Source organism: Pseudomonas crudilactis (assembly GCF_013433315.1).
Lineage (GTDB): Bacteria > Pseudomonadota > Gammaproteobacteria > Pseudomonadales > Pseudomonadaceae > Aquipseudomonas > Aquipseudomonas crudilactis.
This window is the reverse complement of the sequence record NZ_WXVV01000039.1, coordinates 1-25,879: the sequence shown is the minus strand read 5'-3', so window position 1 is coordinate 25,879 and position 25,879 is coordinate 1. Positions and strand designations below refer to the sequence as shown.

Here is a 25,879-nt window from a genome sequence, read left to right as displayed (position 1 = left end):
TTTCGCGGGAAGCTTAGCGCTTCAGCGAAGCCGGCAGGTGCGGCTGGATCGCCGTCAGTACTGCCTTGAAGCATTTGGTGTTGCCGGCAACGATGTGACCTTTTTCAAGGAAGTCGTGACCGCCGGTGAAGTCGCTCACCAGGCCGCCAGCTTCTTGAATCAGCAGGGCGCCTGCAGCCATGTCCCATTCGGACAGGCCCGACTCCCAGAACGCATCGAAACGACCGGCAGCGACGTAAGCCAGGTCGAGGCTGGCGGAACCGGCGCGGCGGATGCCGGCAGTCTGGCCAACCAGGGCGCGGAACATGCCTAGGTAGTTGTCGAGGTTGTCCATCTGGTCGTCACGGAACGGGAAGCCGGTACCGAGCAGGGCGCCGTCGAGGCTGGTGCGACCGCTGACGCGCAGGCGACGACCGTTCAGTTGAGCGCCGCGACCACGGCTGGCGGTGAATTCTTCCTGGCGAACCGGATCCAGAACAACAGCGTGTTCCAGGCGACCACGGTATTTGCAGGCAATGCTGACAGCGAAGTGAGGAATGCCGCGCAGGAAGTTGGTGGTGCCGTCCAGCGGATCGATGATCCACAGGTACTCTTCGCCTTCGATGCCGGTGCCAGCGTGCAGGCCGGTCTCTTCACCGCGGATGGAGTGGTTAGGGTAAGCCTTGCGCAGCGCGTCGATGATTTTCTGTTCGGCGGCGCGATCGACCTCGGATACATAATCCTTGGCGTCTTTTTCGTCGACCTTGATGGTATCCAGGCGCTCGATGGAGCGGAAGATCAGTTCACTGGCGCTGCGGGCGGCGCGCAGCGCGATATTCAGCATGGGCTGCATGGATGTGTCACCTAAGGTTGTTAAAGAAAGCCGCGCATTCTATCAGAACTTTTCTTCAGGTGAAGGACGCTGTTCGCTTTCATAGCTTAACGGTAGGCTGTTCTGTAAGATTTGCACCCCTTTCCTGTGTCCGAGAGCGCCTCCCTTGCTGCAGAACATTCGTGTCGTCCTGGTCAATACCAGCCACCCCGGCAATATCGGCGGGGCCGCGCGCGCCATGAAAAACATGGGTCTGTCGCGATTGGTGCTGGTCGAACCGCGCCTGTTTCCGCACCACGAGGCCGATGCTCGCGCCTCCGGTGCCGGTGACATCCTTGAAAACGCGCAAGTCGTCGCTACCTTGGAAGACGCTTTGGTCGGCTGCAATCTGGTGCTTGGCACCAGCGCCCGTGACCGTCGAATCCCCTGGCCGCTGCTGGACCCTCGCGAATGCGGAACCAAAGTGGTTGAGGAGGCCGGGCAGGGCGCTGAAATTGCGCTGGTGTTTGGTCGTGAAGATTCCGGTCTGACCAATGACGAACTGCAGCGATGTCACTTTCACGTGCATATTCCCTCCGACCCTGAGTTCAGCTCGCTGAACCTCGGCGCGGCGGTGCAGGTGTTGAGCTACGAAGTGCGCATGGCCTGGCTGGCCGCACAAGGTCAGCCGAGCAAGATCGAGAAAGAAGAAGTGGCCTCGGTGAAAAGCGCCGAGCTGGCGACCATGGATGAACTGGAGCGCTTTTATGAGCATCTGGAGCAGACGCTGGTCGCCATCGAGTTCCTCGATCCGGAAAAACCACGGCACTTGATGGCGCGCCTGCGCCGGTTGTACGGACGCAGCTCGGTCAGCCGGGCGGAAATGAATATTTTGCGTGGCATCCTCACGGAAACCCAGAAAGCGGCCCGTGGTGAGCTTCTTAAGCGGAAGGACTAAATGATGTTTGAGCGTTTGCGTGAAGATATCCAGAGCGTGTTCCATCGAGACCCGGCAGCGCGTAACGCTTTTGAAGTTCTGACCTGCTACCCCGGCATGCACGCGATCTGGATTCATCGATTGGCCGGCATGCTGTGGCGCAACGAACTGAAATGGCTGGCACGGCTGGTTTCGAACTTCGGTCGCTGGTTGACCGGGATCGAGATTCATCCGGGGGCCAAAGTCGGTCGTCGTTTCTTTATCGACCACGGCATGGGCATTGTCATCGGTGAAACCGCTGAAATTGGCGATGACGTGACCATTTATCAGGGCGTGACCCTCGGCGGCACCAGTTGGAATAAAGGCAAGCGTCACCCGACGCTGGGTGATGGTGTGGTGGTCGGTGCGGGCGCCAAAGTGCTCGGTCCGTTTACGGTCGGTGCCGGTGCCAAGGTGGGTTCCAACGCCGTGGTGACCAAAGAAGTGCCGCCGGGCGCCACTGTTGTCGGTATTCCAGGTCGAATCATCGTCAAGTCCGATGAAGAGCAGGATGCCAAGCGCAAGGCCATGGCCGAGAAGATCGGTTTCGATGCCTACGGTGTCAGCGAAGACATGCCTGACCCGGTGGCGCGCGCCATCGGTCAATTGCTCGATCACCTGCAAGCGGTGGACGGGCGTCTGGAGGGTATGTGCGGCGCGCTGAAGGATCTGGGCAGTAATTACTGTGCGAAAGATCTGCCTGAGCTGCGCGAAGAAGACTTCGCCTGCGTTAAGGATAAGGATCAGAGTCAGGCTAGCTAAACCGCGCCGCTGCCTTCGCGAGCAAGCTCGCTCCCACAATGGAATGTATTGTCCTTGTGGGAGCGAGCTTGCTCGCGAAGAACGATCACGCGGTACCGCTGGCTGCATGCCGCCAGCCTTTGCTATGATGCGCGCGCTCTTTTGCGGGTAATCCTGACTAAAGTACTAGGTCTTAAAGTTGACTTAAATACTCGGGAATTGCATACTCGCCCCATTCTGAACTCCGTGGTAACTGTCCATGCGACTGACTACAAAAGGCCGATACGCCGTGACCGCCATGCTTGACCTGGCGTTGCACGCGCAGCACGGGCCCGTGTCCCTGGCCGATATCTCCGAGCGCCAAGGCATCTCCCTGTCCTACCTCGAACAGCTGTTCGCCAAGCTGCGTCGCAGCAACCTGGTTTCCAGTGTTCGCGGCCCGGGTGGTGGCTACCAGTTGTCCCGCGACATGCAGGGCATTCAGGTCGCTCAGGTGATCGATGCGGTAAACGAATCGGTCGATGCCACCAAATGCCAGGGCCAGGGCGATTGCCATTCCGGCGACACCTGCCTGACTCACCATCTGTGGTGCGACTTGAGCCTGCAGATTCACGAATTTCTAAGTGGTATCAGCTTGGCTGATCTTGTGACTCGCCGTGAGGTGCAAGAAGTAGCCCAGCGTCAGGACCAGCGCCGTTGCAACAGCAAGGCGCCACGCCTGGACAAGATTGAAGCGTCCGCCGTCGAATGACAGCCAAAGAGCTAGCGGCACGCCAGCCCTGATTTAGGAGATAGTCCATGAAATTGCCGATTTACCTTGATTACTCTGCGACCACCCCGGTTGATCCGCGTGTTGCGCAAAAAATGAGTGAATGCCTGCTGGTCGACGGAAACTTCGGTAATCCGGCGTCCCGTTCCCACGTATTCGGCTGGAAAGCTGAAGAGTCCGTCGAAAACGCCCGTCGTCAGGTGGCCGATCTGGTCAACGCCGATCCGCGCGAAATCGTCTGGACCTCGGGCGCTACCGAATCCGACAACCTGGCAATCAAGGGTGCGGCGCATTTCTACGGCTCCAAGGGCAAGCACCTGATCACCTCCAAGATCGAGCACAAGGCTGTCCTCGACACCATGCGCCAACTGGAGCGTGAAGGTTTCGAGGTCACTTACCTCGAGCCGACCGAAGACGGTCTGATCACTCCGGCCATGATTGATGCGGCACTGCGCGAAGACACCATTCTGGTCTCCGTGATGCACGTGAACAACGAAATCGGCACCGTTAACGACATCGCCGCGATCGGCGAAATGCTCCGCGCCAAGGGCATTCTGTTCCACGTCGACGCTGCTCAGTCCACTGGCAAGGTCGAGATCGACCTGCAGAAACTGAAAGTCGACATGATGTCGTTCTCCGCCCACAAAACCTACGGCCCTAAAGGCATCGGCGCGCTGTACGTCAGCCGCAAGCCGCGTGTGCGCATCGAAGCGACCATGCACGGCGGCGGTCACGAGCGCGGCATGCGATCCGGCACCCTGGCGACCCACCAGATCGTCGGCATGGGCGAAGCGTTCCGCGTAGCCAAAGAAGACATGGCTGCCGAAAACGTCCGTATCAAAGCCTTGAGCGACCGCTTCTACAAGCAGGTCGAGCACCTGGAAGAGCTGTACGTCAACGGCAGCCTGACCGCCCGCGTTCCGCACAACCTGAACCTGAGCTTCAACTACGTTGAAGGCGAGTCGCTGATCATGGCGCTCAAGGATCTCGCGGTATCGTCCGGTTCGGCGTGCACCTCGGCGTCGCTGGAGCCTTCGTACGTACTGCGCGCCCTGGGCCGCAACGACGAACTGGCACACAGCTCGATCCGCTTCACCTTCGGCCGTTTCACCACCGAAGAAGAAATCGACTACGCCGCGCAGAAAGTCTGCGAGGCCGTTACCAAGCTGCGCGCTTTGTCGCCGCTGTGGGACATGTACAAAGACGGCGTCGATATCTCGAAAATCGAGTGGGCGGCACACTAAATATAGAAGCCGCCAGATACAGATCCTGTAGCGACGCGGCGGTTTACGCAGCGCAGTTGCAGGGTCTCAAGAGCGGCCCTGATGAGTGAGGATTGAGAATCATGGCTTACAGCGAAAAGGTCATCGACCACTACGAAAACCCGCGCAACGTCGGCAAGATGAACGCGGAAGATCCTGATGTCGGCACCGGCATGGTCGGCGCTCCGGCGTGCGGCGATGTGATGCGTCTGCAAATCAAGGTCAACGACGCTGGCATCATCGAAGATGCCAAGTTCAAGACCTACGGCTGCGGTTCGGCTATCGCTTCCAGCTCCCTCGCCACCGAGTGGATGAAGGGCAAGACCCTGGACGAAGCAGAAACCATCAAGAACACTCAGCTGGCCGAAGAACTGGCCCTGCCGCCAGTGAAAATTCACTGCTCGGTACTGGCTGAAGACGCTATCAAAGCGGCTGTTCGCGATTACAAGCAGAAGAAAGGCTTGATCTGACTTTCTGGATTTGGCGACGAGTAAGGAGTCACCGATGGCTATCAGCATGACAGAAGCGGCTGCTCGACACGTGCGGCGCTCCCTCGACGGGCGCGGCAAAGGTGAAGGGATTCGTCTGGGTGTTCGCACCACAGGCTGTTCCGGCCTTGCCTACGTGCTGGAGTTTGTCGACGAGGTGGTTGCAGAGGATCAGGTGTTCGAAAGTCACGGCGAAAAAGTGATCATCGACCCGAAAAGCCTCGCCTACCTGGACGGCACCGAGCTCGATTTCGTCAAGGAAGGGTTGAACGAAGGCTTCAAGTTCAACAACCCCAACGTACGCGGTGAATGTGGCTGCGGCGAAAGCTTCAACATCTGAGGCTTGTCGTGGGTATTCCTTGTCATTTCGCTTTATTCGAGCTGCAACCGGGTTTCCGTCTGGATCTCGAGCAGTTGGCCACGCGCTATCGTGAGTTGGCGCGCGGCGTTCATCCTGACCGTTTTGCCGACGCTTCCGAGCGTGAGCAGCGGTCGGCACTCGAGCAGTCTGCACGGCTCAACGACGCCTATCAGACGCTCAAGAGTCCGGCCCAGCGCGCACGCTACCTGCTGACCATCAGCGGGCATGAAGTGCCGATGGAAGTCACTGTGCATGATCCCGAGTTTCTTCTGCAGCAGATGCAATGGCGCGAAGAGCTCGAAGACCTCCAGGACAGTGCCGACCTCGACGGCGTCGCCGTGTTCAAGCGGCGCTTGAAATCGGCTCAGGAAGAACTCAATGAAAGCTTCGCAGCCTGTTGGGATGACGCAGCGCAACGTGAGCAGGCCGAACGCCTGATGCGGCGCATGCAGTTCCTCGACAAGCTCACCTACGAAGTGCGCCAGTTAGAAGAGCGCCTCGACGATTAACCCAGTGCCGCTCCGGTCGCACGCCTGATATACAGATAAGTCCTGATCACGATGGCCCTACTGCAGATCGCCGAACCCGGCCAAAGTCCTCAACCGCACCAGCGTCGTCTGGCTGTGGGGATCGACTTGGGCACTACCAATTCGCTGGTCGCTGCGTTGCGCAGTGGTCTTTCCGAGCCGTTGGCCGACGCAAACGGGCAGGTCATCCTGCCGTCCGCTGTGCGTTACCACGCCGATCGCGTCGAAGTCGGCGAGTCGGCCAAACTGGCCGCCGCTTCCGATCCTTTGAACACCGTGCTGTCGGTCAAGCGCTTGATGGGTCGCGGTCTGTCCGACGTCAAGCAATTGGGCGAACAATTGCCATACCGCTTTGTCGGTGGCGAATCGCACATGCCGTTCATCGACACCGTGCAGGGCCCGAAAAGCCCGGTCGAAGTCTCCGCTGATATCCTCAAGGTCCTGCGTCAGCGCGCCGAAGCGACCTTGGGTGGCGAACTGGTGGGTGCGGTGATTACCGTTCCGGCGTATTTCGACGATGCTCAGCGTCAAGCCACTAAAGATGCGGCGAAACTCGCCGGTCTGAACGTGCTGCGCCTGCTCAATGAGCCGACTGCGGCCGCTGTGGCTTACGGTCTGGATCAGCATGCCGAAGGCCTGGTAGCCATTTATGACCTCGGCGGTGGCACCTTCGATATTTCGATTCTGCGTCTGACCGGTGGTGTTTTCGAAGTGCTGGCCACTGGCGGCGACAGCGCGCTGGGCGGCGATGACTTCGATCACGCGATTGCCGGCTGGATCATCGAGAGCGCCGGCCTGTCCGCCGATCTCGATCCGGGTGCACAACGCAATCTGCTGCAAACTGCTTGCGCGGCCAAAGAAGCCCTGACCGAAGCGGCCAGCGTTGAAGTTGCCTACGGTGACTGGAAAGCCCAACTGACTCGCGAAGCCTTTGATGCGCTGATCGAGCCGATGGTCGCTCGCAGCCTGAAAGCCTGCCGTCGCGCCGTTCGTGATTCCGGTGTTGAGCTGGAAGACGTGCACGCCGTGGTTATGGTCGGCGGTTCGACTCGCGTGCCGCGCGTTCGCGAAGCCGTTGCCGAAGCCTTTGGCCGTCAGCCGCTGACTGAAATCGATCCGGATCAAGTGGTGGCCATCGGTGCCGCGATCCAGGCCGATACCCTGGCTGGCAACAAGCGCGATGGCGGCGAACTGCTGCTGCTCGACGTGATTCCGCTGTCCTTGGGACTGGAAACCATGGGCGGTCTGATGGAGAAGGTGATTCCACGTAACACCACCATCCCCGTCGCACGTGCGCAAGATTTCACCACTTATAAAGACGGCCAGTCGGCCATGGCGATTCACGTTTTGCAAGGTGAGCGCGAGCTGATCAGCGACTGCCGTTCCCTGGCGCGCTTCGAATTGCGCGGCATTCCAGCAATGGTCGCCGGTGCAGCGAAGATTCGCGTGACCTTCCAGGTCGACGCCGACGGTCTGCTCAGTGTTTCTGCCCGTGAACTGGGTTCGGGCGTTGAGGCGAGCATTCAGGTCAAACCGTCTTACGGTCTGACCGACGGCGAAATCGCCAAAATGCTCAAGGATTCGTTCCAGCACGCCAATGACGACAAAGTTGCCCGCGTTCTGCGTGAGCAGCAAGTCGATGCCCAGCGCCTGATCGAAGCGGTGCAGGGCGCTCTGGAGGCGGACGGCGAGCGTTTGCTCGACGCCGAAGAGCGCATGGTCATCGACCTGCAGTTGCAGGAACTGGCCGAACTGATGAAAGGTACTGATGGTTACGCCATCGAGCAACAGACCAAGCGTCTGTCGCAAGTGACCGATGCTTTTGCTGCCCGCCGCATGGATCTGACGGTGAAAGCCGCTCTGTCGGGGCGCAACCTGAATGAAATCGAGGATATCTGATGCCGCAGGTCATTTTTCTGCCCCACGAGAAGTTCTGCCCTGAAGGCATGGTGGTCGAGGCTGCGCCCGGCACATCGATTCTCGAATTGGCCCACGAACACCACATCGAGATGGAAAGCGCCTGCGGCGGCGTCTGCGCTTGCACCACCTGCCACTGCATCATCCGCGAGGGTTTTGACTCGATGGAAGAGGCTGACGAGCTGGAAGAAGACTTCCTCGATCGTGCATGGGGCCTGGAAGCGCAATCGCGTCTGGCCTGTCAGGCTATCGTTGGTGAAGAAGACATCACCGTCGAAATTCCGAAATATTCGCTTAACCATGCGGCTGAAGCGCCGCACTGACTGGTAAGACTGTCATGAGCTACGGTTGGAATGATGTTCAACGTATTGCAGAAGAATTGGCCGAGGCCAAGCCGGGTGTAGATCCGTTTTCTGTCAATTTCGTCGATCTGCAGCAATGGATCAAAGAGCTGCCGGATTTCGACAATACCTCTGGCCGTGTTGGCGAGAAGGTGTTGGAAGCGGTTCAGACGCTCTGGGCTGAAGAATTGGACTGATCGTCCTCGCAGGTTAGGCAATACCCAAGAACCCGCGTATAATTCGCGGGTTTAATTTTTCGCAAATTACCGTTTCTGGAGTTACACCATGGCTGTTCAACGCACTTTCTCCATCATCAAGCCTGACGCTGTTGCAAAAAACGTCATCGGCGAAATCACCACTCGTTTCGAAAAAGCCGGCCTGCGCGTTGTAGCTTCGAAACTGAAGCAACTGTCCAAAGCTGAAGCTGAAGGCTTCTACGCTGAGCACAGCGCTCGTGGTTTCTTCGGCGACCTGGTTGCTTTCATGATCTCCGGTCCTGTTGTTGTTCAGGTTCTGGAAGGCGAAAACGCTATCGCTCTGAACCGTGAGCTGATGGGCGCTACCAACCCTAAAGAAGCCGCTGCCGGCACCATCCGCGCTGACTTCGCTGATTCCATCGACGCCAACGCTGTTCACGGTTCGGACTCCGAAGCCGCAGCTGCTCGTGAAATCTCGTACTTCTTCGCAGCTACTGAAGTAACCACTCGCTAAGCATTGGCTTAAGAGTGAAGGTGAATCCATGACTACATCGACTGTAAAAACCAACCTGCTGGGTCTGACTCAACAGGAAATGGAAAAATTCTTCGACTCAATCGGGGAGAAGCGTTTCCGTGCCGGTCAGGTAATGAAATGGATTCACCACTTTGGCGTCGATGATTTCGACGCCATGACGAACGTCAGCAAGGCCTTGCGTGACAAGCTCAAGGCTATTGCTGAGGTCCGTGGTCCGGAAGTGGTCAGCGAGGACATCTCCAGCGACGGCACCCGTAAGTGGGTGGTGCGCGTGGCGTCCGGCAGCTGCGTCGAGACCGTATACATTCCCCAAGGCAAACGCGGCACTCTGTGCGTTTCGTCCCAGGCAGGCTGTGCTCTGGATTGCAGTTTCTGCTCCACCGGCAAGCAAGGCTTCAATAGCAACCTCACCGCCGCCGAAGTTATTGGCCAGGTGTGGATTGCCAACAAATCTTTCGGCAGTGTCCCGGCAACCGTCGACCGTGCCATCACCAACGTGGTGATGATGGGCATGGGTGAGCCGCTGCTGAACTTCGACAACGTCGTTGCCGCCATGCATCTGATGATGGATGACCTCGGCTACGGGATCTCCAAGCGCCGCGTGACCCTGTCCACCTCGGGCGTGGTGCCGATGATCGATGAGCTGGCCAAGCACATCGACGTGTCCCTGGCGTTGTCGCTGCACGCACCGAATGACGCATTGCGTAACCAATTGGTGCCGATCAACAAGAAATATCCGCTTAAGATGCTGCTCGAGTCGTGCCAGCGCTACATGTCCGCCCTTGGCGAGAAACGTGTGCTGACCATCGAGTACACCTTGCTCAAGGACATCAACGACAAGGTTGAGCACGCCGTCGAGATGATCGAGTTGCTGAAGAACATTCCGTGCAAGATCAACCTGATTCCGTTCAACCCGTTCCCGCATTCCGGGTACGAGCGGCCAAGCAACAACGCGATCCGTCGTTTCCAGGATCAGTTGCATCAGGCCGGTTTCAACGTCACTGTCCGCACCACCCGTGGTGAAGACATCGACGCCGCATGTGGTCAATTGGTAGGGCAGGTGCTGGATCGCACCCGTCGCAGCGAACGTTATATCGCCGTGCGTGAGTTGAGCGCCGACAGCGATCTGGCACAGAACGCCGCGAACACAAATTAAGAGAGGATCTCTATGTCCCTGCGCTTTGCGCTGCTGTTGCTGTTGGCCAGCCTGTGTGCTGGTTGTGTCCTGTCGGGTGACTACAACCCGATGAAGACCAGCAAGGGCCGCGATGAAGCGCGGGCTGCCTACGTGCAGTTGGGGCTGGGATATTTGCAGCAAGGCATGAGCGAGCGGGCCAAGGTGCCGCTGAAAAAGGCGCTGGAAATCGACGGTTCCGATCCTGATGCCAACGCTGCCCTCGGGCTGGTGTTTCAGTCCGAAATGGAGCCGGAGCTGGCCGACGAACACTTCCGCAAGGCTTTGTCCTCCCGTCCCGCCGATGCCCGTATCCTCAACAACTACGGCAGTTTTCTCTACGAACAACAGCGTTATAAAGAAGCCTACGAGCGTTTTGAACAGGCCGCCGCCGATACCCTGTATCCTGAGCGTTCGCGTGTGTTCGAGAACCTCGGTATGACGGCGGCGAAGCTCGGTCAGCGTGATCTGGCGCAGCAACAGCTGGAAAAAGCGCTGCGTTTGAACCGCCAACAACCACGCGCATTGCTGGAAATGGCTGAGTTGTCCTTCGAAGACAGGCATTATGTGCCCGCGCGTGACTATTACGACCGATTCAGCCTGCTGACCGAACAAAATGCACGTAGTCTATTGCTCGGCGTTCGGCTGGCAAAAGTGTTTGAAGATCGCGACAAGGCCGCCAGTTATGGCCTGCAATTAAAACGACTCTATCCCGGTACGCCGGAATATCAGCAATACCTGTCGGAGCAATGATGAAAGCGGCGCATCCCGAAGTTGTAGCAGCGAATCGCGTTAACCCCGGTGAGACCCTGCGCCAGGCCCGCGAAAGCAATGGCTGGTCGCTGGCCGAAGTGGCCCTCAAGCTCAACCTCACCGTGACTTCCCTGAGCAATCTTGAAGCCGGCGCTTTCGACAAGCTGCCGGGGCATACCTTCGCTCGCGGTTACATTCGCGCCTATGCCAAATTGCTCGGCATGGACCAGACCGTTCTGGTTCAGCAATTCGACCAGTCCACCGGCACCGACTCCCAGGGCAGCAATGTTCACGCCCTTGGTCGTATCGAAGAGCCGGTGCGGGTTTCCCACACCATTTTGCGTATTGTCAGCCTGCTGTTGCTGATCGCGGTCATCGGCGGCGGTTTCGTCTGGTGGCAGGATCAGACTTCGCAGCGCACCAAGGACCTGACGTCTCTGGCGCCTGAGCACGTTGAAGTCGAAGGGGCTGACGGTACCACCCAGATTCACCCGATCGACGAGCCGGAAGACCAGGCTGTCGAAGAGAATCAGGCCGATACTTCTACAGCGCTGGCGCTGCCTCAGTCGGAAACCACGGCTGAATCGACTGGTGCAGAAGGCGCTGCTCCGGCAACTGCTCCAGCAGCACCGGCTGCAACGCCGACCGCCCCGGTTCATACACCGGCGCCGGTTGTCGCTACCCCGGCTAGCCCCGCGCCAACCGTGCCGACCACTCCAGCGCCGACCGTCACCGCTCCGGTTGTTCCTGCTACACCCGCAGCGACCGCAGAAGCAACCGCTCCGGTGGCTGGCGACGGTCAGGTACAACTGCAGTTCAGCGCCGATTGCTGGGCACAAGTGACCGATGGCCGTGGCAAAGTGATTTTCAGTGGTCTGAAGCATAAAGGCGACAGCGTCACCGTTTCCGGCAAGCCGCCGCTTAACGTGCGTCTGGGCGTTGCCCGTGCTGCACAGGTCAGCTACAACGGCCAACCGGTCGATATCGCTCCGTTCACCAGTGGCGAGACTGCTCGCCTGAAGTTGGGTCAATAAGTCATGCACGGCGAATCTCCAATCAAACGTCGCGTTTCGCGCAAGATCTGGGTCGGTAATGTACCGGTGGGCGGCGATGCGCCGATCGCTGTGCAGAGCATGACCAACAGCGACACCAATGACGTTGCCGCCACTGTTGCGCAAATCAATCGTCTGGAAGCCGCTGGCGTCGATATCGTCCGCGTTTCGGTGCCGGACATGGACGCTGCCGAGGCGTTCGGCAAGATCAAGCAACTGGTCAAGGTGCCGCTGGTTGCCGACATCCACTTCGACTACAAGATCGCCTTGCGCGTGGCCGAACTGGGCGTGGACTGCCTGCGCATCAACCCGGGCAACATCGGTCGCGAAGACCGTGTTCGTGCGGTCGTTGATGCTGCGCGTGATCGCGGGATTCCGATCCGCATCGGCGTCAACGCAGGTTCCTTGGAAAAAGACCTGCAAAAGAAATACGGCGAGCCGACCCCGGCCGCATTGGTCGAATCTGCTCTGCGCCACGTTGAACACCTCGAACGCCTGAACTTCCAGGACTTCAAGGTCAGCGTGAAGGCCTCGGACGTGTTCATGGCCGTCGAAGCCTATCGCTTGCTGGCGAAAGAAATCGTCCAGCCGCTGCACCTGGGCATCACCGAAGCCGGTGGATTGCGGTCGGGCACAGTGAAATCCGCCGTGGGCCTAGGTATGCTGCTCGCCGAGGGGATTGGCGATACCATCCGCATCTCGCTGGCGGCCGACCCGGTCGAGGAAGTGAAGGTCGGTTACGACATTCTCAAGTCTTTGCATCTGCGTTCCCGTGGCATCAACTTCATCGCCTGCCCGAGTTGCTCGCGGCAGAACTTTGATGTGGTGAAAACCATGAACGAGCTGGAAGGGCGCCTTGAAGACCTGCTGGTGCCGCTGGATGTCGCGGTGATCGGCTGTGTGGTCAACGGCCCCGGCGAAGCCAAGGAAGCCCATATCGGCTTGACTGGCGGCACGCCAAACCTGATTTACATCGACGGCAAGCCGTCGCAGAAACTGACGAATGACAATCTGGTGGACGAGCTGGAAAAGCTGATCCGCCAGAAAGCGGCCGAAAAGGTCGAAGCTGACGCTGCGGTTATTGCGCGCGGCTGAGCCTGACTGAAGCGCCGAACGAATTTAAGGATTTAAAGTGAGCAAGTCTCTGCAAGCCATTCGTGGCATGAACGACATCCTGCCCGAACAGACACCCCTGTGGCGTTATTTCGAGGGCACCGTTGCGCGTCTGCTGGATAACTACGGTTACAAGCAGATTCGCATGCCGATCGTTGAATTCACCGAGCTGTTCAAACGCTCGATCGGTGAAGTGACCGATATCGTCGAAAAAGAGATGTACACCTTCGAAGACCGCAACGGTGACTCCCTGACCCTGCGTCCGGAAGGCACCGCAGCGTGTGTGCGTGCCGTGCTCGAGCACGGCATCACCGGCGGTGGCCAGGTGCAGAAACTCTGGTACATCGGTCCGATGTTCCGCCACGAGCGTCCGCAGAAAGGCCGTTATCGCCAGTTCCACCAGATCGGTCTGGAAGTGTTCAACCTCGACGGTCCGGACATCGACGCCGAGCTGATCACCATGACCTGGCGCCTGTGGGGCGAGCTGGGCATTCGTGATGCGGTCAAACTCGAACTCAACAGCCTCGGCACCAGCGAGTCCCGTGGGCGTTATCGTGAAGCGCTGGTCGAGTACCTCTCGGCGCACCACGACAAGCTCGACGAAGACAGCCAGCGTCGCCTGAAAACCAACCCGCTGCGTGTGCTCGACACGAAAAATGCCGACACTCAAGCGGTACTGGTCGATGCGCCGAAAATGGCCGACTACCTCGACGACGAATCCCGTGCGCACTTTGAAGGCTTGAAAGCGCGTCTGGATGCCGTCGGCATTCCTTACGTGCTCAACCCGAAACTGGTGCGCGGCCTCGATTACTACAGCAAAACCGTTTTCGAATGGGTCACCGACAAGCTCGGCGCTCAGGGCACTGTCTGCGCCGGCGGCCGTTACGACGGTCTGGTCGAGCAGATGGGCGGCAAGCCAACCACCGGGGTCGGTTTCGCCATGGGCATCGAGCGTCTGGTTTTGATGCTGGAAACCCTCGAGCAGATCCCGGAAGAAATCTCCCGGCAGGTCGACGTCTACCTCTGCGCCTTCGGTGAAGAAGCCGAGCTTGCCGGTCTGGCTCTGGCTGAACGTGTTCGTGATCAACTTCCAAACCTGCGTCTGCAAGTCAATGCCGGCGCCGGCAGCTTCAAAAGCCAGTTCAAGAAGGCCGACAAGAGCGGTGCGCTGTACGCACTGATCCTCGGTGACGACGAAATGGCCCAGCAAGTGGTAGGTTTCAAACCCCTGCGTGGCCAGGGCGAACAACAAAGCATTGCCTGGGATGCGCTCGCCGCTCACCTGGCCACCTGCGTCGTGCAGGGTTGAAGCTGTCCAAACAGCCGATTTAGCGATTAAGGAGTATTGGGGTGTCGAGTACCGAAGACGAACAGTTGGCGGATTTGAAGGACTGGTGGGCACGCAACGGCAAACCTCTGGTCACCGGCGGCCTGTTGGCGTTGGTTATCGTGTTCGGCTGGCAGGCTTATCACAAGTATCAGAGCAACCAGTCGCAAGGCGCCTCGGTGCTCTATCAGCAATTGCTGGAAACCACGCTGACGCCTGACGGCAAGCCTGATGCTGCCCGCGTGGCGGATCTGGCCGGCAAGCTCAACAGCGAATTCGGCGGTTCTGCCTACGCGCAGTACGGCAGCCTGTTCGTTGCCAAAGTGGCGGTCGACAGCGGCAAGCTGGATGACGCCGCGACCGAGCTGAAAGCCATCGTCGACAAACCGGCCAACCCGGCGCTGGGCGAGATCGCCCGTCAGCGTCTGGCGCAGGTGCTGGGTGCGCAGAACAAGGCTGAAGACGGCCTGAAACTGCTCGACGGCGACGCCGACAAAGCGTTCCTGGCCACTCGCGAAGAACTCAAGGGCGACCTGCTGGTACAGCTGGGCCGTACCGATGACGCGAACAAGGCGTATCAAAAAGCCAAGGCGGCACTGTCGGATGAAGCGGCGGTCGGTGGCCTTCAAATCAAGCTCGACGACCTGGCCAAAGGGGATGCGTGACGTGATCCGTTGGAAGCATGCAGCATTGCTGGCTCTGGCCCTTCTGGCCGCGGGTTGCAGCAGCAACAGCAAAAAAGAATTGCCACCGGCCGAACTGACCGACTTCAAAGAAGAAGTGGTTCTGCAAAAGCAGTGGAGTCGTTCGATCGGTGACGGTCAGGGCGAAACCTACAACATGCTGGTGCCGGCGATCGACGGTGACACCATCTACGCTGCCGATGTAACCGGCGTGGTGATGGCCATGGATCGTGGCAATGGCGACGTAAAATGGAAGCAGGATCTTGACCTGCCTGTCTCCGGCGCCGTTGGCGTGGGTTACGGTCTGGTGCTGATCGGTACGCTGCGTGGCGAAGTCGTCGCTCTGGACACCAGCAACGGTGAAGAGAAGTGGCGTGCACGCGTCAACAGCGAAGTCCTCGCGCCACCGGCCAACAACGGTGACGTGGTCGTGGTGCAGACTCAGGACGATCGTCTGATCGGTCTGGATGCATCGACCGGTACGCAACGCTGGGTGTATGACAGCACGCCGGCCGTACTGACCCTGCGTGGCACCAGTGCTCCGCTGGTCACCAACCGCCTCGCGGTGGCCGGCCTGTCGACCGGTAAAGTGGTCGCTCTGGACATTTCCAACGGCGTGCCGGTCTGGGAACAACGGATCGCGATTCCACAAGGTCGTTCGGAACTGGAGCGCGTGGTCGACATCGACGGCGGTCTGCTGCTGTCCGGCGGTACGCTTTACGTTGCCAGCTACCAGGGTCGCGTTGCGGCACTGGACCTGGAAAGCGGTCGTCAACTGTGGCAGCGCGACGCGTCGAGCTACGCCGGTATCGCTCAGGGTTTCGGCAGCGTTTACGTGAGCCTGTCCTCGGGCACCGTTGAAGGCGTCGACGAACGTTCGACCACAGCATTGTGGAGCAACGATTCGCTGGCCCGCCGTCAACTGTCGGCTCCGGAAGTGTTCTCCAGCTATGTTGCAGTGGGTGACCTGGAAGGTTATCTGCACCTGCTGAGTCAGGTTGACGGCCGTTTCGTCGGCCGTGAGCGCATCGACAGCGACGGCCTGCGTGCCCGTCCGCTGGTGGTGGGTGACACGATTTATGTATATGGCAACAGCGGCAAACTGGAAGCCCTGACCATCAAGTAACAACTATGCTTGGGGTTAAACCCCCAGGCGGCCCCGGATTCATGGGGCTTGCAGCGCTAACAGGCGTTGCCCCGAGCACCAGCCGCTGCCTCGCAGCGGCTTTTGTATTTTCTGAAATAACGAAGTGGAGAGCCGCATGGTTCCCGTAATCGCCCTGGTGGGCCGACCGAACGTCGGCAAGTCCACCTTGTTCAACCGCCTGACCAGGACTCGTGACGCCATCGTCGGCGACTTGTCCGGTCTGACCCGTGATCGCCAGTACGGTGAGGCCAAGTGGCAAGGGCGTTCCTACATTCTGGTCGACACCGGTGGTATCTCCGGTGACGAGCATGGTATGGACGAAAAAATGGCCGAGCAGTCGCTGCTGGCCATTGAAGAAGCGGATGTTGTGCTGTTCCTGGTAGATGCCAAGGCCGGTTTCACTGCCGCCGACCAGATGATCGCCGAACACCTGCGCAAACGTAACAAGCGTTCCTACGTGGTTGCCAACAAGGTTGACAACATCGACCCGGAAATGGCCCGCGCTGAGTTCGCTCCGTTGGGCATGGGTCACGCGATCCCGATCGCCGGTGCTCACGGCCGTGGCATCACCCAGATGCTGGAAATCGCCCTCGGTGATTTCCCGAAAGACGAAGAAGAGCCGGAAGAAGGCGAAGAAGAGATCGTTGCCGAAGGCGAGGAAGCCAAGCGCATTCCTGGCCCGAGCGAAAAAGACGGCATCAAGATCGCCATCATCGGCCGTCCGAACGTGGGCAAGTCGACCCTGGTCAACCGCATGCTCGGTGAAGACCGGGTAATCGTCTATGACCAACCCGGTACGACTCGCGACAGTATCTACATTCCGTTCGAACGCAATGAAGAGAAGTACACGCTGATCGACACCGCTGGTGTGCGCAAGCGCGGCAAGATCCACGAAGAAGTCGAAAAGTTCTCCGTGGTCAAAACCCTGCAAGCGATCAAAGACGCCAACGTGGTGATCTTCGTGATGGATGCCCGCGAAGGCGTGGTCGATCACGACCTCAACCTGCTCGGCTTTGCCATCGAGTCGGGTCGTGCGCTGGTCATCGCGATCAACAAGTGGGACGGCATGACGCCGAGCGAGCGCGACTATGTGAAGGTTGAGCTGCAGCGTCGTCTGTTCTTCGTTGATTACGCCGACATCCACTTCATCTCGGCCCTGCACGGCACTGGCGTGGGTAACCTCTACGCATCCGTACAGAACTCGTTCAAGTCGGCGGTCACCCGCTGGCCGACCAACCGTCTGACCCAGATTCTGGAAGACGCGGTTGGCGAGCACGCGCCGCCGATGGTCAACAACCGCCGGATCAAGCTGCGTTACGCTCACTTGGGTGGCGCTAACCCGCCGATCATCGTGATCCACGGTAACCAGATCGAGAAAGTGCCGAAGTCGTACGTGCGCTATCTGGAGAACACCTACCGCCGTGTGCTGAAGCTGGTCGGCACGCCGATCCGCATCGAGTTCAAGGGCGGCGAGAACCCGTACGAAGGCAATAAAACCACGCTGACCGACCGCCAGGTCAACAAGAAGCGTCGTTTGATGTCGCACCACAAGAAAGCTGACAAGAAGCGCCGCGACAAGAAATAAGGTCGCGGGTCGCTGATCGTTCCCACGCAGAGCGTGGGAACGATCAACATGAGAGAAGGGTGCCATCCGGCGCCCTTTTTTTATGGGCGCCGGATGGGCTATCCTCGGGCTCTCCCGCGCCGTCGTCAGAGCCGGGTGTTGAGCAGGGAACCCCCGATGATCACCAGTAAGCTGCCGAATGTCGGCATCACGATTTTCACGCAGATGTCTCAGCTCGCCGCGCAAACCGGCGCGATCAACCTGTCCCAGGGTTTTCCTGATTTTGACGGCCCGCAGTCACTGCGTGATGCAGTCGGTCGACACATCGCCAGTGGCCATAACCAGTATTCGCCGATGACCGGGCTGCCTGCGCTGCGCGAACAGATTGCGGCGAAAATCGCACGCAGCTATGGCGTGCAGGTCAATGCCGACAGCGAAGTGACCGTGACGCCGGGCGCGACCCAGGCGATCTTTTGTGCGATTCAGGCGGTTATCCACAGCGGCGACGAAGTCATCGTGTTCGATCCGTGCTACGACAGCTATGAGCCGGCGACCGAGTTGGCGGGCGGTCGTTGCGTGCATGTGCAGTTGAACCCGGACGACTTCTCCATCGATTTCGACAAACTCGCGGCGGCCTTGAGCCCGCGCACGAAAATGATCGTCATCAACACCCCACATAACCCGAGCGGCGCCCTGATCAGCCGTGCCGAGCTGGATCAACTGGCGGCGTTGATCCGTGATCGTGACATCTACCTGATCAGCGACGAAGTCTATGAACACCTGGTGTTCGACGGCGTGCCGCACGTCAGCGTGCTCGCTCACGAAGAGCTGTATCAGCGCGCCTTCGTGGTCAGCTCGTTCGGTAAGACTTACCACGTTACCGGCTGGAAAACCGGCTACGTCGTCGCGCCGCCAGCCCTGACGGCTGAATTGCGCAAGGTGCACCAGTACGTCAGTTTCTGCGGCGTGACCCCACTGCAATATGCGCTGGCCGATTACATGGCCGAGCACCCGGAACACGTCGAAGAGTTGCCGGGTTTCTATCAAGCCAAACGCGACCTGTTCTGCGATCTGCTGGCGCCGTCGCGCTTCACCTTCAAACGTGTCACCGGCACCTATTTCCAACTGGTCGATTACTCACAGATCCGTCCTGACCTGAATGACGTCGAGATGGCCATGTGGATGACCCGCGAACACGGCGTGGCGAGTATTCCGGTGTCGGTGTTCTACCAGAACCCACCGCAAGGCCAGCGCCTGGTGCGTCTGTGCTTCGCCAAACGCGAGGAGACGCTGCGTGAAGCGGCGGCGAAACTATGCGTGATCTGAGTGCGTTACCCGATCTCAACCTGGCGCTGATCCAGACCAGTCTGGCCTGGCACGACCGTCAGGCCAACCTCGAGCATTTCGAGCAGTTGCTGGAGCAGGCGCAGGGCGCGGATCTGATCATCCTCCCGGAAATGTTCACCACCGGATTCTCCATGGAGTCCGAAACCCTTGCCGAAGCCGAGAACGGCCCGACCAGCAAATGGCTGCGGGTTCAGGCGGCGAAGCTCAATGCAGTGATCACCGGCAGTGTGATCATTCAGGCCGCTGACGGCAGCCATCGCAATCGCCTGCTGTGGGCGCGGCCGGATGGCGAAGTGCTGCATTACGACAAACGTCACCTGTTCCGTATGGCCGGTGAGCATAACCACTACACCCCTGGCGAACGTCAGGTGCAGTTCGAACTCAAGGGCTGGCGAATCCGGCCGCTGATTTGTTACGACCTGCGTTTCCCGGTGTGGAGCCGCGACGCGCAAGACACCGATCTGTTGCTGTACACCGCCAACTGGCCAGGCGCGCGACGTCTGCACTGGAATCGCCTGTTGCCAGCGCGAGCGATCGAAAACCTTTGTTATGTGGCGGCAGTGAACCGCGTCGGCACTGATGGCAAGGGTTTCGCTTATACCGGTGATAGTCAGGTGCTGGATTTCCAGGGCGAAACCTTGCTGGCGGCGGGGGAGGCGGATGGTGTGTTCAAGGCTGTGCTGGAAGCGGCTCCGCTCGCGGCGTATCGCGAGCGCTTCCCGGCGAATCTGGATGCCGACACATTCGAGTTCACCTGAAAAGCAAAAGATCGCAGCCTTCGGCAGCTCGTACAGGGTGTACGAAATCCCAATGTAGGAGCTGCCGAAGGCTGCGATCTTTTGATCTTGAACAAAAAGGCCCCGAAGCTTTCACTTCGGGGCCTTTTGCATTTCAGCGGGGATTACGCCGCCTTCGCCTCAGGCTGGCTCAACGAGCGGTTCAGCGCGCTGAACAGGGCCTTGAAGCTGGCCGTGGTGATGTTTTCATCAATGCCCACGCCGTGCACCGCACGTTCGCCGTTCACACGCAGTTCGATGTACGCCGCTGCTTTGGCGTTGGTGCCTGCGCCGATCGCGTGTTCGTTGTAGTCCATGATCTCCACCGGAACCGGCAGGCCGGCGACCAGTGCTTCCAGCGCACCGTTGCCCTTGCCGCGCCAGTGCAGATTGGTTTCACCCTGACCCTTGCTCGCCACTTCCACTTCAACATTGCTGTTGCCGTTTTCTTCCTGCAGGCGATGGCTGACCAGCGCGTACGGGGTGTTGGCTTGCAGGTATTCGCTGATCAACAGCGAATGGATCTGCTTGGCGGTCATCTCCAGGCCCAGACGATCGGTTTCACGCTGCACGACCTGGCTGAATTCGATCTGCATGCGACGTGGCAGGCTGATGCCGTATTCCTGCTCCAGCAAGTACGCGATGCCGCCCTTGCCCGACTGGCTGTTGACGCGAATCACCGCCTCGTAGCTGCGGCCGATGTCGGCCGGGTCGATCGGCAAGTACGGTACTTCCCACAGTGCGTCTGGTTTCTGCTGGGAGAAACCTTTGCGGATCGCATCCTGGTGCGAGCCGGAGAACGCGGTGTGGACCAGGTCGCCAACGTACGGGTGACGCGGGTGAACCTGAATCTGGTTGCACTCCTCGACCACTTTGCGCACGCCGTCGATGTCGGAGAAGTCCAACTGCGGGTCGAGACCCTGGGTGTACATGTTCAGTGCGACGGTGACGAGGTCGACGTTACCGGTACGCTCACCGTTGCCGAACAGGCAGCCTTCGACGCGATCGGCGCCGGCCATCAGGCCCAGCTCGGTGGCGGCAACGCCAGTGCCACGGTCGTTGTGGGTGTGCAGGCTGATGATCACGCTGTCACGACGGTTGATGTTGCGACCGAACCACTCGATCTGGTCGGCGTAGATGTTCGGCGTCGCGCATTCAACGGTGGCGGGCAGGTTGAGGATCATCTTGTGCTCAGGCGTCGGGTTCCAGACCTCGATCACCGCGTCACAGACTTCCTTGGCGAATTCCAGTTCGGTGGCGCTGAAGGTTTCCGGCGAGTACTCGAAGGTCCACTCGGTGTCCGGCTGCATCGCCGCGTATTTGACGAACAGCTTGGCGGCGTTGACCGCGATGGCCTTGATGCCGTCCTTGTCCTGGTTGAAGACGATGCGACGGAAAGAAGGCGAGGTGGCGTTGTACAAGTGAACGATGGCTTTCTTCGCACCGCGCAAGGATTCGAATGTGCGCTCGATCAGGTCTTCACGGCCCTGGGTCAGCACCTGAATGGTGGTGTCGTCCGGGATGTGGCCTTCTTCGATCAGGGTACGCACGAAGTCGAAGTCGGTTTGCGAAGCGGCCGGGAACGACGCTTCGATTTCTTTTACACCGACCTGAACGAGGGTTTTCCAGAAGCGCAGCTTCTTCACCGCGTCCATCGGTTCGATCAGCGACTGGTTGCCGTCACGCAGGTCGGAGCTGCACCAGATCGGCGCGGTGTCGATGGTTTTCGATGGCCAGGTGCGATCCGGCAGGTTGATGACAGGAAACGCGCGGTATTTCGAAGACGGATCTTTGAGCATGCTCATCGGGAAATTCCTTATTGTCTGGGCCGAAAAGAGGCGGCCTGCCGGTGTTACGAATGTTCAGGGAAAAGCGTGGGACGAGGTGCCGAGATTCAGCCTGGCAGTCGTGCGCTGACGAGGCACAGGCTGCGGTGCTGGCGAAGCTGAATGAGGGTGTGAGAGGTTTTCATGCCTTCAACCCTAACCGCGAGGGGAGAGGATGGCAAGCAGTCGAAAAAAATTGAGAGGAATACTCGGAAAGCGGGTTTTTGCAGGATTTTATTGCGCTGGAGGTCGCTGATCGTTGTGATATTTGCGCGAGGTTTGATTGGGGCGCAATTGGGGTTTATAGCAGTTCAGTAAGTATTGATGTGCGTTGTAGGCCGCCTTCGCGAGCAAGCTCGCTCCCACAGGGATTTGTGTTTTGAACGCAATCCAATGTGGGAGCGAGCTTGCTCGCGAAGGGGCCATCAGCCCATCGGCTGTCTTAAGGCTGAAATGCGCCAATGAAAATCGCCGGATCCACCCGCGCATCATTCAGGCTGACATTCCAGTGCATGTGCGGCCCGGTCGCCCGACCAGTCGAGCCAACCTTGCCGACCACAGCGCCTCGCGCCAGTTGATCGCCGACTTTCACATCAATCTTCGACATATGGCAGAACATGCTGATAAAGCCCTGCCCATGGTCGACAAACACGGTGTTGCCATTAAAGAAGTAGTTGCCGATCAGAATCACCTTGCCCGCCGCCGGGGTCTTGATCGGCGTGCCCGCTGGCACCGCGAAATCGAGACCTGCATGTGGATTGCGCTCTTCACCATTAAAGAAGCGACGCACGCCAAACTTGCTCGACAACGGCCCATTTACCGGTTTGTCCAACAGCAGATTGCTTGGCGTGTTCGGGCTGAAGCTGCGATACGCCTTGATCTGCTCGGCCAGTTCACCCTCGATGCGCTTGAGGTTCGACTGATCCGGATTGACCTGCTGCTTGTTCTTCAGAGTAATGCGCTGTTCCGGGTACTTCTTGCTACCCACAGTGAACGGCAGGTTACGCCCACCGCTGCTGATCTGCTGCGCGCCCGGCTTCACGGTCAAGGGCACGCCGACAATCGCCAGCCAGTTGTTCTGTTCCTTGACCACCAGCACCGGTTTGCCCTGATAGGTGGCTTTCGGCGCCTGCGCGGCGGTGCCCAGATCAACCACTGCCACGCCGCCCGGCACCGGTTTGTTCAGCAGTCGGGTGATGTAACTGTCGGCGTGGGCATTGAAGGTCAGACACAGAAGAAACAATGGAGCGAGAAAACGCGGCATGGATCAGTCCAGTAAAGAGAGGGTGACAGGCGTCAGATGATTGTCTTCGACGCGCACTTGCAGTTCGCCTTCGCCGAGTTTGGCTTTCAGGCGCTGACCAGTATGGGTCTGCGCGGCGTTGCGGATGGCATGACCGCGCTCATCGAGCAGAATGCTGTAACCCCGGCCAAGCGTTGCCAACGGGCTGACCACATGCAGTGTCTGCATCTGACTGTGCAATTGCAGGCGACGGTTTTTCAGACCTTCACGCATCGCGCGCGGCAGACGTTCGGCGAGGCTGTCGAGGCGCTGGCGCAACATCGCCAGTTGCCGTCCCGGATGTTGCCCGGCGAGACGGGTTTCCAGGCGGATCAGGCGTTCGCGACGGGTATTGAGATGGCGCTCGAACGCCCGGCGCATGCGCATGTCCAGATCGTCCAGACGTTGCGCTTGCTGGCGCAAACGCTCGCCAGGATGACGCAGGCGCCGCGCCATGCCTTCGAGGCGCAGGCGATCACGCATCAAGCGATCGCGCATGCGCATCACCAGGCGCCGATGCAGGCTTTCGACCTGGCGGATCAGATGGCTGGAATCGGGCGCGAGCAATTCGGCGGCCGCAGATGGCGTCGGTGCGCGCACGTCTGCAACAAAGTCGCTGATCGACACATCGGTTTCATGGCCGACGGCGCTGACAATCGGTGTCACACAAGCGTCGACGGCGCGGGCCACGGCTTCTTCGTTGAAGCACCAGAGGTCTTCCAGCGAGCCACCGCCCCGGGCGAGGATCAACGCGTCGAAACCACGCGCATCGGCCATTTTCAGCGCGCGGACGATTTGCGCGGTGGCTTCGCGGCCCTGTACGGCAGTCGGAATCAACGTCAGTTGCACCTGCGGCGCACGCCGGCGGAATACGCTGATGATGTCGCGAATCACCGCGCCGGTCGGCGAGCTGATGATGCCGATGCGCTGCGGATGCGCGGGCAACGGCACTTTGCGTTCGGCACTGAACAGGCCTTCGGCGCTGAGCTTTTCTTTCAGCGCATCGAAGGCCAGACGCAGGGCGCCGTCACCGGCAGGTTCGACGGTGTCGAGAATCAACTGATAGTCGCCACGGCCCTCGAACAGCGAGACCTTGCCGCGCACTTTGACGGCGAGACCATCCTTGAGTGCCTGACGCACACGCGCCGCGTTTTGTCGAAACAACGCGCAACGCACCTGTGCGCCGCTGTCCTTGAGGGTGAAATAGATGTGGCCGGACGCCGGACGGGCGAGGTTGGAGATTTCGCCTTCGACCCAGATGTTGCTGAACACGTCTTCAAGCAACACCCGCGCGCGGCCGTTGAGCTGGCTGACGGTCAGGACTTCACGGTCCAGGCCAAGTCTTGCAAAGGGATCTTTAATCATGGGGCGCAGTTTAAAGGCATTCTCCTGCCAATCACCATGACACAACACAAAACCCCTGTGGGAGCGAGCTTGCTCGCGAAGGCGTCGTATCAGTCGATATTTGAATTGGCTGTAACACCGCTTTCGCGAGCAAGCTCGCTCCCACAGGGGGGATTTGTGAAAGTCTGGATGAAGTGTTGGATCAAAGGTGTGGGATTCTGGCGATAGGCGAGGGCTACCGTGCTTTGACAGTCGGGATCGGCCAGCGGCAAAAATCGTACGCCGGGCGGGGCGATGTCCTGCATCGATTCCGGCAGCAGGGCGATGCCGAAGCCGGCTTGAATCAGTTGTAACTGTGTCGTTTTGCGCGACATCACGCGCGCGGCTTGCGGGAAGAAACCCTGGCGCATGCACAGGTCAGCACACAGATAACTCAAGCCGCCACGCTGCGGATGCGGGATCGAGATGAACGCTTCGTCCTTCAACTGTGCCAGATCGACACGCTCAGCCTCGACCAAGCGATGATCCATCGGTACCGCCAGCAGCAAGCGCTCGGTGAACAGCGGCACGATCTGAATGCCTTCGCGCTGGCGCAACACCGGCAGGCGCAGTAGGCCGATATCGAGGCGTCCTTCGGCCAACTCTTCCAGTTGCGCCTCGGAAGACAACTTGCCGATGTCCAGCGACACACCGGGTTGTTGCTGCAGATACGCGCCGATGTCACTGAGCAAACGACCACTGATCGACACAGTGCTGGAGTGGCTGAGGCGCAATGTACCGAGTTGGCCATTGCCGACTTCCGTGGCCATGGCGCTGGCCTTGGTCAACTCATTGAGCAGATTTCTGGCGCGCGGCAAAAACTCTTCGCCTGCCGCTGTCAGGCGAGGCTGGCGCGCGGTGCGTTCGAACAGTGGCGTTTGTAGACGTGTTTCCATGTCTTTGATCTGCCGGCTCAGCGCCGATTGCGCGATAAACAACCGTTCGGCTGCTGCACTGAAGCTGCCGCTTTCGGCGATTTCCACGAAGTAACGCAATTGACGGGTTGAAAGCACCGGGTATGCCTTTTTGAGATGGCTGAGCAACTTTGAAGATATTAGTCGCAACCGTCGACGCTGGCTAAAGTCATCCCAGGCTAATTAAGGAAGCGTATCGATGAGCGTGGCGGGGTTGTTGAGCGAGTGGTCGTGGGGCGCTGGCGGCTGGGCGGTGATCGGCTTCGGCATCGCGCTGGCTTACATCGTGTTTGGCATTGCCGGGTTTGGTACGGCGCTGGTGGCGGGGCCGATTCTGATTTTGTTCCTGCCATTGTCGAAGATCGTGCCGCTGCTGGTGCTGCTGGATTTTGTCGCGGCGTTCGGCAATCTGCTGCCGTCGCGGCGGGATGTGGCCAAACCGGAATTGTTACGGCTGCTGCCGTGCATGGCGGTGGGTTGCACATTGGGGGTGATTTTCTTGCTCAACCTCAAATCCGATCTGTTGCTGTTGTTGATGGGGCTGTTTATCAGCGCTTACGCGGTTTACAGCCTGTGGGTGAAAGCGCGGCCGGCGCAATTGTCGGCGGCATGGGCGGTGCCGATGGGGGCGGTG

27 protein-coding genes are annotated in these 25,879 nt (G+C 59.3%); 22 read left to right on the top strand and 5 right to left on the bottom strand.

Translation table 11 applies throughout. The features are described 5' to 3' along the window. Positions 1-13: 13 nt before the first annotated feature. On the bottom strand, positions 14-832 hold the full coding sequence (gene suhB / locus GTU76_RS29325; RefSeq protein ID WP_016984379.1) for a type III secretion system regulator SuhB: 819 nt from the start codon (positions 830-832) through the stop codon (positions 14-16). 145 nt (positions 833-977) lie between these two features. On the opposite strand from suhB, the gene trmJ reads away from it, so the two are divergent. The 21 genes from trmJ (at position 978) to GTU76_RS29220 (ending at position 19,822) form a co-directional block, all read left to right on the top strand. Beyond that, entirely contained in the window at positions 978-1,748 is a 771-nt protein-coding gene (gene trmJ, locus GTU76_RS29320; protein WP_008084663.1) for a tRNA (cytosine(32)/uridine(32)-2'-O)-methyltransferase TrmJ, read from the top strand. A gap of 3 nt (positions 1,749-1,751) precedes the next feature. Further along, positions 1,752-2,528 carry a serine O-acetyltransferase gene (gene cysE, locus GTU76_RS29315; RefSeq protein WP_026000547.1) on the top strand — a complete coding sequence of 259 codons (777 nt, stop codon included), beginning with the start codon at positions 1,752-1,754 and terminating at the stop codon, positions 2,526-2,528. A gap of 238 nt (positions 2,529-2,766) precedes the next feature. Beyond that, a complete protein-coding gene (gene iscR, locus GTU76_RS29310) occupies positions 2,767-3,258 on the top strand; it encodes a Fe-S cluster assembly transcriptional regulator IscR (RefSeq protein WP_003227911.1) in 492 nt (163 codons plus the stop codon). A gap of 47 nt (positions 3,259-3,305) precedes the next feature. Continuing rightward, complete coding sequence (locus GTU76_RS29305; RefSeq protein ID WP_180700220.1) at positions 3,306-4,520, top strand: IscS subfamily cysteine desulfurase; 1,215 nt, start codon at positions 3,306-3,308, stop codon at positions 4,518-4,520. 101 nt (positions 4,521-4,621) lie between these two features. Then, on the top strand, positions 4,622-5,008 hold the full coding sequence (iscU, locus tag GTU76_RS29300; RefSeq protein ID WP_007916892.1) for a Fe-S cluster assembly scaffold IscU: 387 nt from the start codon (positions 4,622-4,624) through the stop codon (positions 5,006-5,008). Between the two features lie 34 nt (positions 5,009-5,042). Then, positions 5,043-5,366, top strand: a complete 324-nt coding sequence (iscA, locus tag GTU76_RS29295; RefSeq protein ID WP_003227904.1) for an iron-sulfur cluster assembly protein IscA — start codon at positions 5,043-5,045, stop codon at positions 5,364-5,366. Positions 5,367-5,374: 8 nt separating this feature from the next. Continuing rightward, positions 5,375-5,896 carry a co-chaperone HscB gene (gene hscB / locus GTU76_RS29290; RefSeq protein ID WP_175553268.1) on the top strand — a complete coding sequence of 174 codons (522 nt, stop codon included), beginning with the start codon at positions 5,375-5,377 and terminating at the stop codon, positions 5,894-5,896. Between the two features lie 51 nt (positions 5,897-5,947). Continuing rightward, a complete protein-coding gene (gene hscA, locus GTU76_RS29285; RefSeq protein ID WP_180700219.1) occupies positions 5,948-7,813 on the top strand; it encodes a Fe-S protein assembly chaperone HscA in 1,866 nt (621 codons plus the stop codon). Beyond that, positions 7,813-8,154 (top strand): ISC system 2Fe-2S type ferredoxin, encoded by a 342-nt coding sequence (fdx, locus tag GTU76_RS29280; RefSeq protein WP_007916885.1) that lies wholly within the window; start codon positions 7,813-7,815, stop codon positions 8,152-8,154. The genes hscA and fdx overlap by 1 nt, the downstream gene beginning before the upstream one ends. A 14-nt stretch (positions 8,155-8,168) precedes the next feature. Then, positions 8,169-8,369 (top strand): Fe-S cluster assembly protein IscX, encoded by a 201-nt coding sequence (iscX, locus tag GTU76_RS29275; RefSeq protein ID WP_008084655.1) that lies wholly within the window; start codon positions 8,169-8,171, stop codon positions 8,367-8,369. An 88-nt stretch (positions 8,370-8,457) separates the two neighbouring features. Continuing rightward, positions 8,458-8,883: a nucleoside-diphosphate kinase gene (gene ndk, locus GTU76_RS29270; protein WP_007916882.1), complete on the top strand. Its 426-nt coding sequence runs from the start codon at positions 8,458-8,460 to the stop codon at positions 8,881-8,883. 28 nt (positions 8,884-8,911) lie between these two features. After that, positions 8,912-10,060 (top strand): dual-specificity RNA methyltransferase RlmN, encoded by a 1,149-nt coding sequence (gene rlmN / locus GTU76_RS29265; RefSeq protein ID WP_016984373.1) that lies wholly within the window; start codon positions 8,912-8,914, stop codon positions 10,058-10,060. A gap of 12 nt (positions 10,061-10,072) precedes the next feature. After that, positions 10,073-10,831 carry a type IV pilus biogenesis/stability protein PilW gene (gene pilW / locus GTU76_RS29260; protein ID WP_016984372.1) on the top strand — a complete coding sequence of 253 codons (759 nt, stop codon included), beginning with the start codon at positions 10,073-10,075 and terminating at the stop codon, positions 10,829-10,831. After that, positions 10,831-11,865 (top strand): RodZ domain-containing protein, encoded by a 1,035-nt coding sequence (locus GTU76_RS29255; RefSeq protein ID WP_180700218.1) that lies wholly within the window; start codon positions 10,831-10,833, stop codon positions 11,863-11,865. Before pilW ends, GTU76_RS29255 begins: the two co-directional genes overlap by 1 nt. A gap of 3 nt (positions 11,866-11,868) precedes the next feature. Further along, positions 11,869-12,978: a flavodoxin-dependent (E)-4-hydroxy-3-methylbut-2-enyl-diphosphate synthase gene (ispG, locus tag GTU76_RS29250; protein ID WP_003227888.1), complete on the top strand. Its 1,110-nt coding sequence runs from the start codon at positions 11,869-11,871 to the stop codon at positions 12,976-12,978. Between the two features lie 37 nt (positions 12,979-13,015). Continuing rightward, the gene (hisS, locus tag GTU76_RS29245; protein ID WP_016984369.1) at positions 13,016-14,305 is read left to right on the top strand and encodes a histidine--tRNA ligase; all 1,290 of its coding nucleotides are present in this window, start codon (positions 13,016-13,018) and stop codon (positions 14,303-14,305) included. 41 nt (positions 14,306-14,346) lie between these two features. Then, positions 14,347-14,988 carry a tetratricopeptide repeat protein gene (locus GTU76_RS29240; protein WP_180700217.1) on the top strand — a complete coding sequence of 214 codons (642 nt, stop codon included), beginning with the start codon at positions 14,347-14,349 and terminating at the stop codon, positions 14,986-14,988. Continuing rightward, positions 14,981-16,132 carry an outer membrane protein assembly factor BamB gene (bamB, locus tag GTU76_RS29235; protein WP_016984368.1) on the top strand — a complete coding sequence of 384 codons (1,152 nt, stop codon included), beginning with the start codon at positions 14,981-14,983 and terminating at the stop codon, positions 16,130-16,132. The genes GTU76_RS29240 and bamB overlap by 8 nt, the downstream gene beginning before the upstream one ends. A gap of 136 nt (positions 16,133-16,268) precedes the next feature. Continuing rightward, complete coding sequence (gene der, locus GTU76_RS29230) at positions 16,269-17,738, top strand: ribosome biogenesis GTPase Der (RefSeq protein WP_016984367.1); 1,470 nt, start codon at positions 16,269-16,271, stop codon at positions 17,736-17,738. A 156-nt stretch (positions 17,739-17,894) separates the two neighbouring features. Next, positions 17,895-19,043, top strand: a complete 1,149-nt coding sequence (locus tag GTU76_RS29225; protein WP_180700216.1) for a pyridoxal phosphate-dependent aminotransferase — start codon at positions 17,895-17,897, stop codon at positions 19,041-19,043. Further along, positions 19,031-19,822, top strand: coding sequence for an amidohydrolase (locus GTU76_RS29220; protein WP_180700215.1), 792 nt, complete (start codon positions 19,031-19,033; stop codon positions 19,820-19,822). The genes GTU76_RS29225 and GTU76_RS29220 overlap by 13 nt, the downstream gene beginning before the upstream one ends. A gap of 143 nt (positions 19,823-19,965) precedes the next feature. On the opposite strand, the gene leuA is transcribed toward GTU76_RS29220, so the two are convergent. The 4 genes from leuA to GTU76_RS29200 all read right to left on the bottom strand — a co-directional run bounded on the left by leuA (position 19,966) and on the right by GTU76_RS29200 (position 25,344). Then, on the bottom strand, positions 19,966-21,645 hold the full coding sequence (leuA, locus tag GTU76_RS29215; protein ID WP_008082522.1) for a 2-isopropylmalate synthase: 1,680 nt from the start codon (positions 21,643-21,645) through the stop codon (positions 19,966-19,968). A 463-nt stretch (positions 21,646-22,108) separates the two neighbouring features. Beyond that, positions 22,109-22,930, bottom strand: coding sequence for a M23 family metallopeptidase (locus GTU76_RS29210; RefSeq protein WP_180700214.1), 822 nt, complete (start codon positions 22,928-22,930; stop codon positions 22,109-22,111). Between the two features lie 3 nt (positions 22,931-22,933). Continuing rightward, positions 22,934-24,313, bottom strand: a complete 1,380-nt coding sequence (gene xseA, locus GTU76_RS29205) for an exodeoxyribonuclease VII large subunit (protein WP_016984362.1) — start codon at positions 24,311-24,313, stop codon at positions 22,934-22,936. Between the two features lie 89 nt (positions 24,314-24,402). Then, positions 24,403-25,344, bottom strand: a complete 942-nt coding sequence (locus tag GTU76_RS29200; protein WP_180700213.1) for a LysR substrate-binding domain-containing protein — start codon at positions 25,342-25,344, stop codon at positions 24,403-24,405. A gap of 100 nt (positions 25,345-25,444) precedes the next feature. Between GTU76_RS29200 and GTU76_RS29195 the strand changes: the two genes are divergently transcribed. Beyond that, positions 25,445-25,879 (top strand): TSUP family transporter (locus GTU76_RS29195; protein ID WP_180700212.1); only part of this gene is annotated, 435 nt, incomplete at its 3' end.

Bases quoted from the DNA above. Each gene is read 5' to 3' on its own strand.
- suhB (WP_016984379.1), bottom strand. From the start codon at position 832: ATGCAGCCCATGCTGAATATCGCGCTGCGCGCCGCCCGCAGCGCCAGT.
- cysE (WP_026000547.1), top strand. From the start codon at position 1,752: ATGTTTGAGCGTTTGCGTGAAGATATCCAGAGCGTGTTCCATCGAGAC.
- iscR (WP_003227911.1), top strand. From the start codon at position 2,767: ATGCGACTGACTACAAAAGGCCGATACGCCGTGACCGCCATGCTTGAC.
- GTU76_RS29305 (WP_180700220.1), top strand. From the start codon at position 3,306: ATGAAATTGCCGATTTACCTTGATTACTCTGCGACCACCCCGGTTGAT.
- iscU (WP_007916892.1), top strand. From the start codon at position 4,622: ATGGCTTACAGCGAAAAGGTCATCGACCACTACGAAAACCCGCGCAAC.
- iscA (WP_003227904.1), top strand. From the start codon at position 5,043: ATGGCTATCAGCATGACAGAAGCGGCTGCTCGACACGTGCGGCGCTCC.
- hscA (WP_180700219.1), top strand. From the start codon at position 5,948: ATGGCCCTACTGCAGATCGCCGAACCCGGCCAAAGTCCTCAACCGCAC.
- fdx (WP_007916885.1), top strand. From the start codon at position 7,813: ATGCCGCAGGTCATTTTTCTGCCCCACGAGAAGTTCTGCCCTGAAGGC.
- iscX (WP_008084655.1), top strand. From the start codon at position 8,169: ATGAGCTACGGTTGGAATGATGTTCAACGTATTGCAGAAGAATTGGCC.
- ndk (WP_007916882.1), top strand. From the start codon at position 8,458: ATGGCTGTTCAACGCACTTTCTCCATCATCAAGCCTGACGCTGTTGCA.
- rlmN (WP_016984373.1), top strand. From the start codon at position 8,912: ATGACTACATCGACTGTAAAAACCAACCTGCTGGGTCTGACTCAACAG.
- pilW (WP_016984372.1), top strand. From the start codon at position 10,073: ATGTCCCTGCGCTTTGCGCTGCTGTTGCTGTTGGCCAGCCTGTGTGCT.
- GTU76_RS29255 (WP_180700218.1), top strand. From the start codon at position 10,831: ATGAAAGCGGCGCATCCCGAAGTTGTAGCAGCGAATCGCGTTAACCCC.
- ispG (WP_003227888.1), top strand. From the start codon at position 11,869: ATGCACGGCGAATCTCCAATCAAACGTCGCGTTTCGCGCAAGATCTGG.
- bamB (WP_016984368.1), top strand. From the start codon at position 14,981: ATGCGTGACGTGATCCGTTGGAAGCATGCAGCATTGCTGGCTCTGGCC.
- der (WP_016984367.1), top strand. From the start codon at position 16,269: ATGGTTCCCGTAATCGCCCTGGTGGGCCGACCGAACGTCGGCAAGTCC.
- GTU76_RS29225 (WP_180700216.1), top strand. From the start codon at position 17,895: ATGATCACCAGTAAGCTGCCGAATGTCGGCATCACGATTTTCACGCAG.
- GTU76_RS29220 (WP_180700215.1), top strand. From the start codon at position 19,031: ATGCGTGATCTGAGTGCGTTACCCGATCTCAACCTGGCGCTGATCCAG.
- leuA (WP_008082522.1), bottom strand. From the start codon at position 21,645: ATGAGCATGCTCAAAGATCCGTCTTCGAAATACCGCGCGTTTCCTGTC.
- GTU76_RS29210 (WP_180700214.1), bottom strand. From the start codon at position 22,930: ATGCCGCGTTTTCTCGCTCCATTGTTTCTTCTGTGTCTGACCTTCAAT.
- xseA (WP_016984362.1), bottom strand. From the start codon at position 24,313: ATGATTAAAGATCCCTTTGCAAGACTTGGCCTGGACCGTGAAGTCCTG.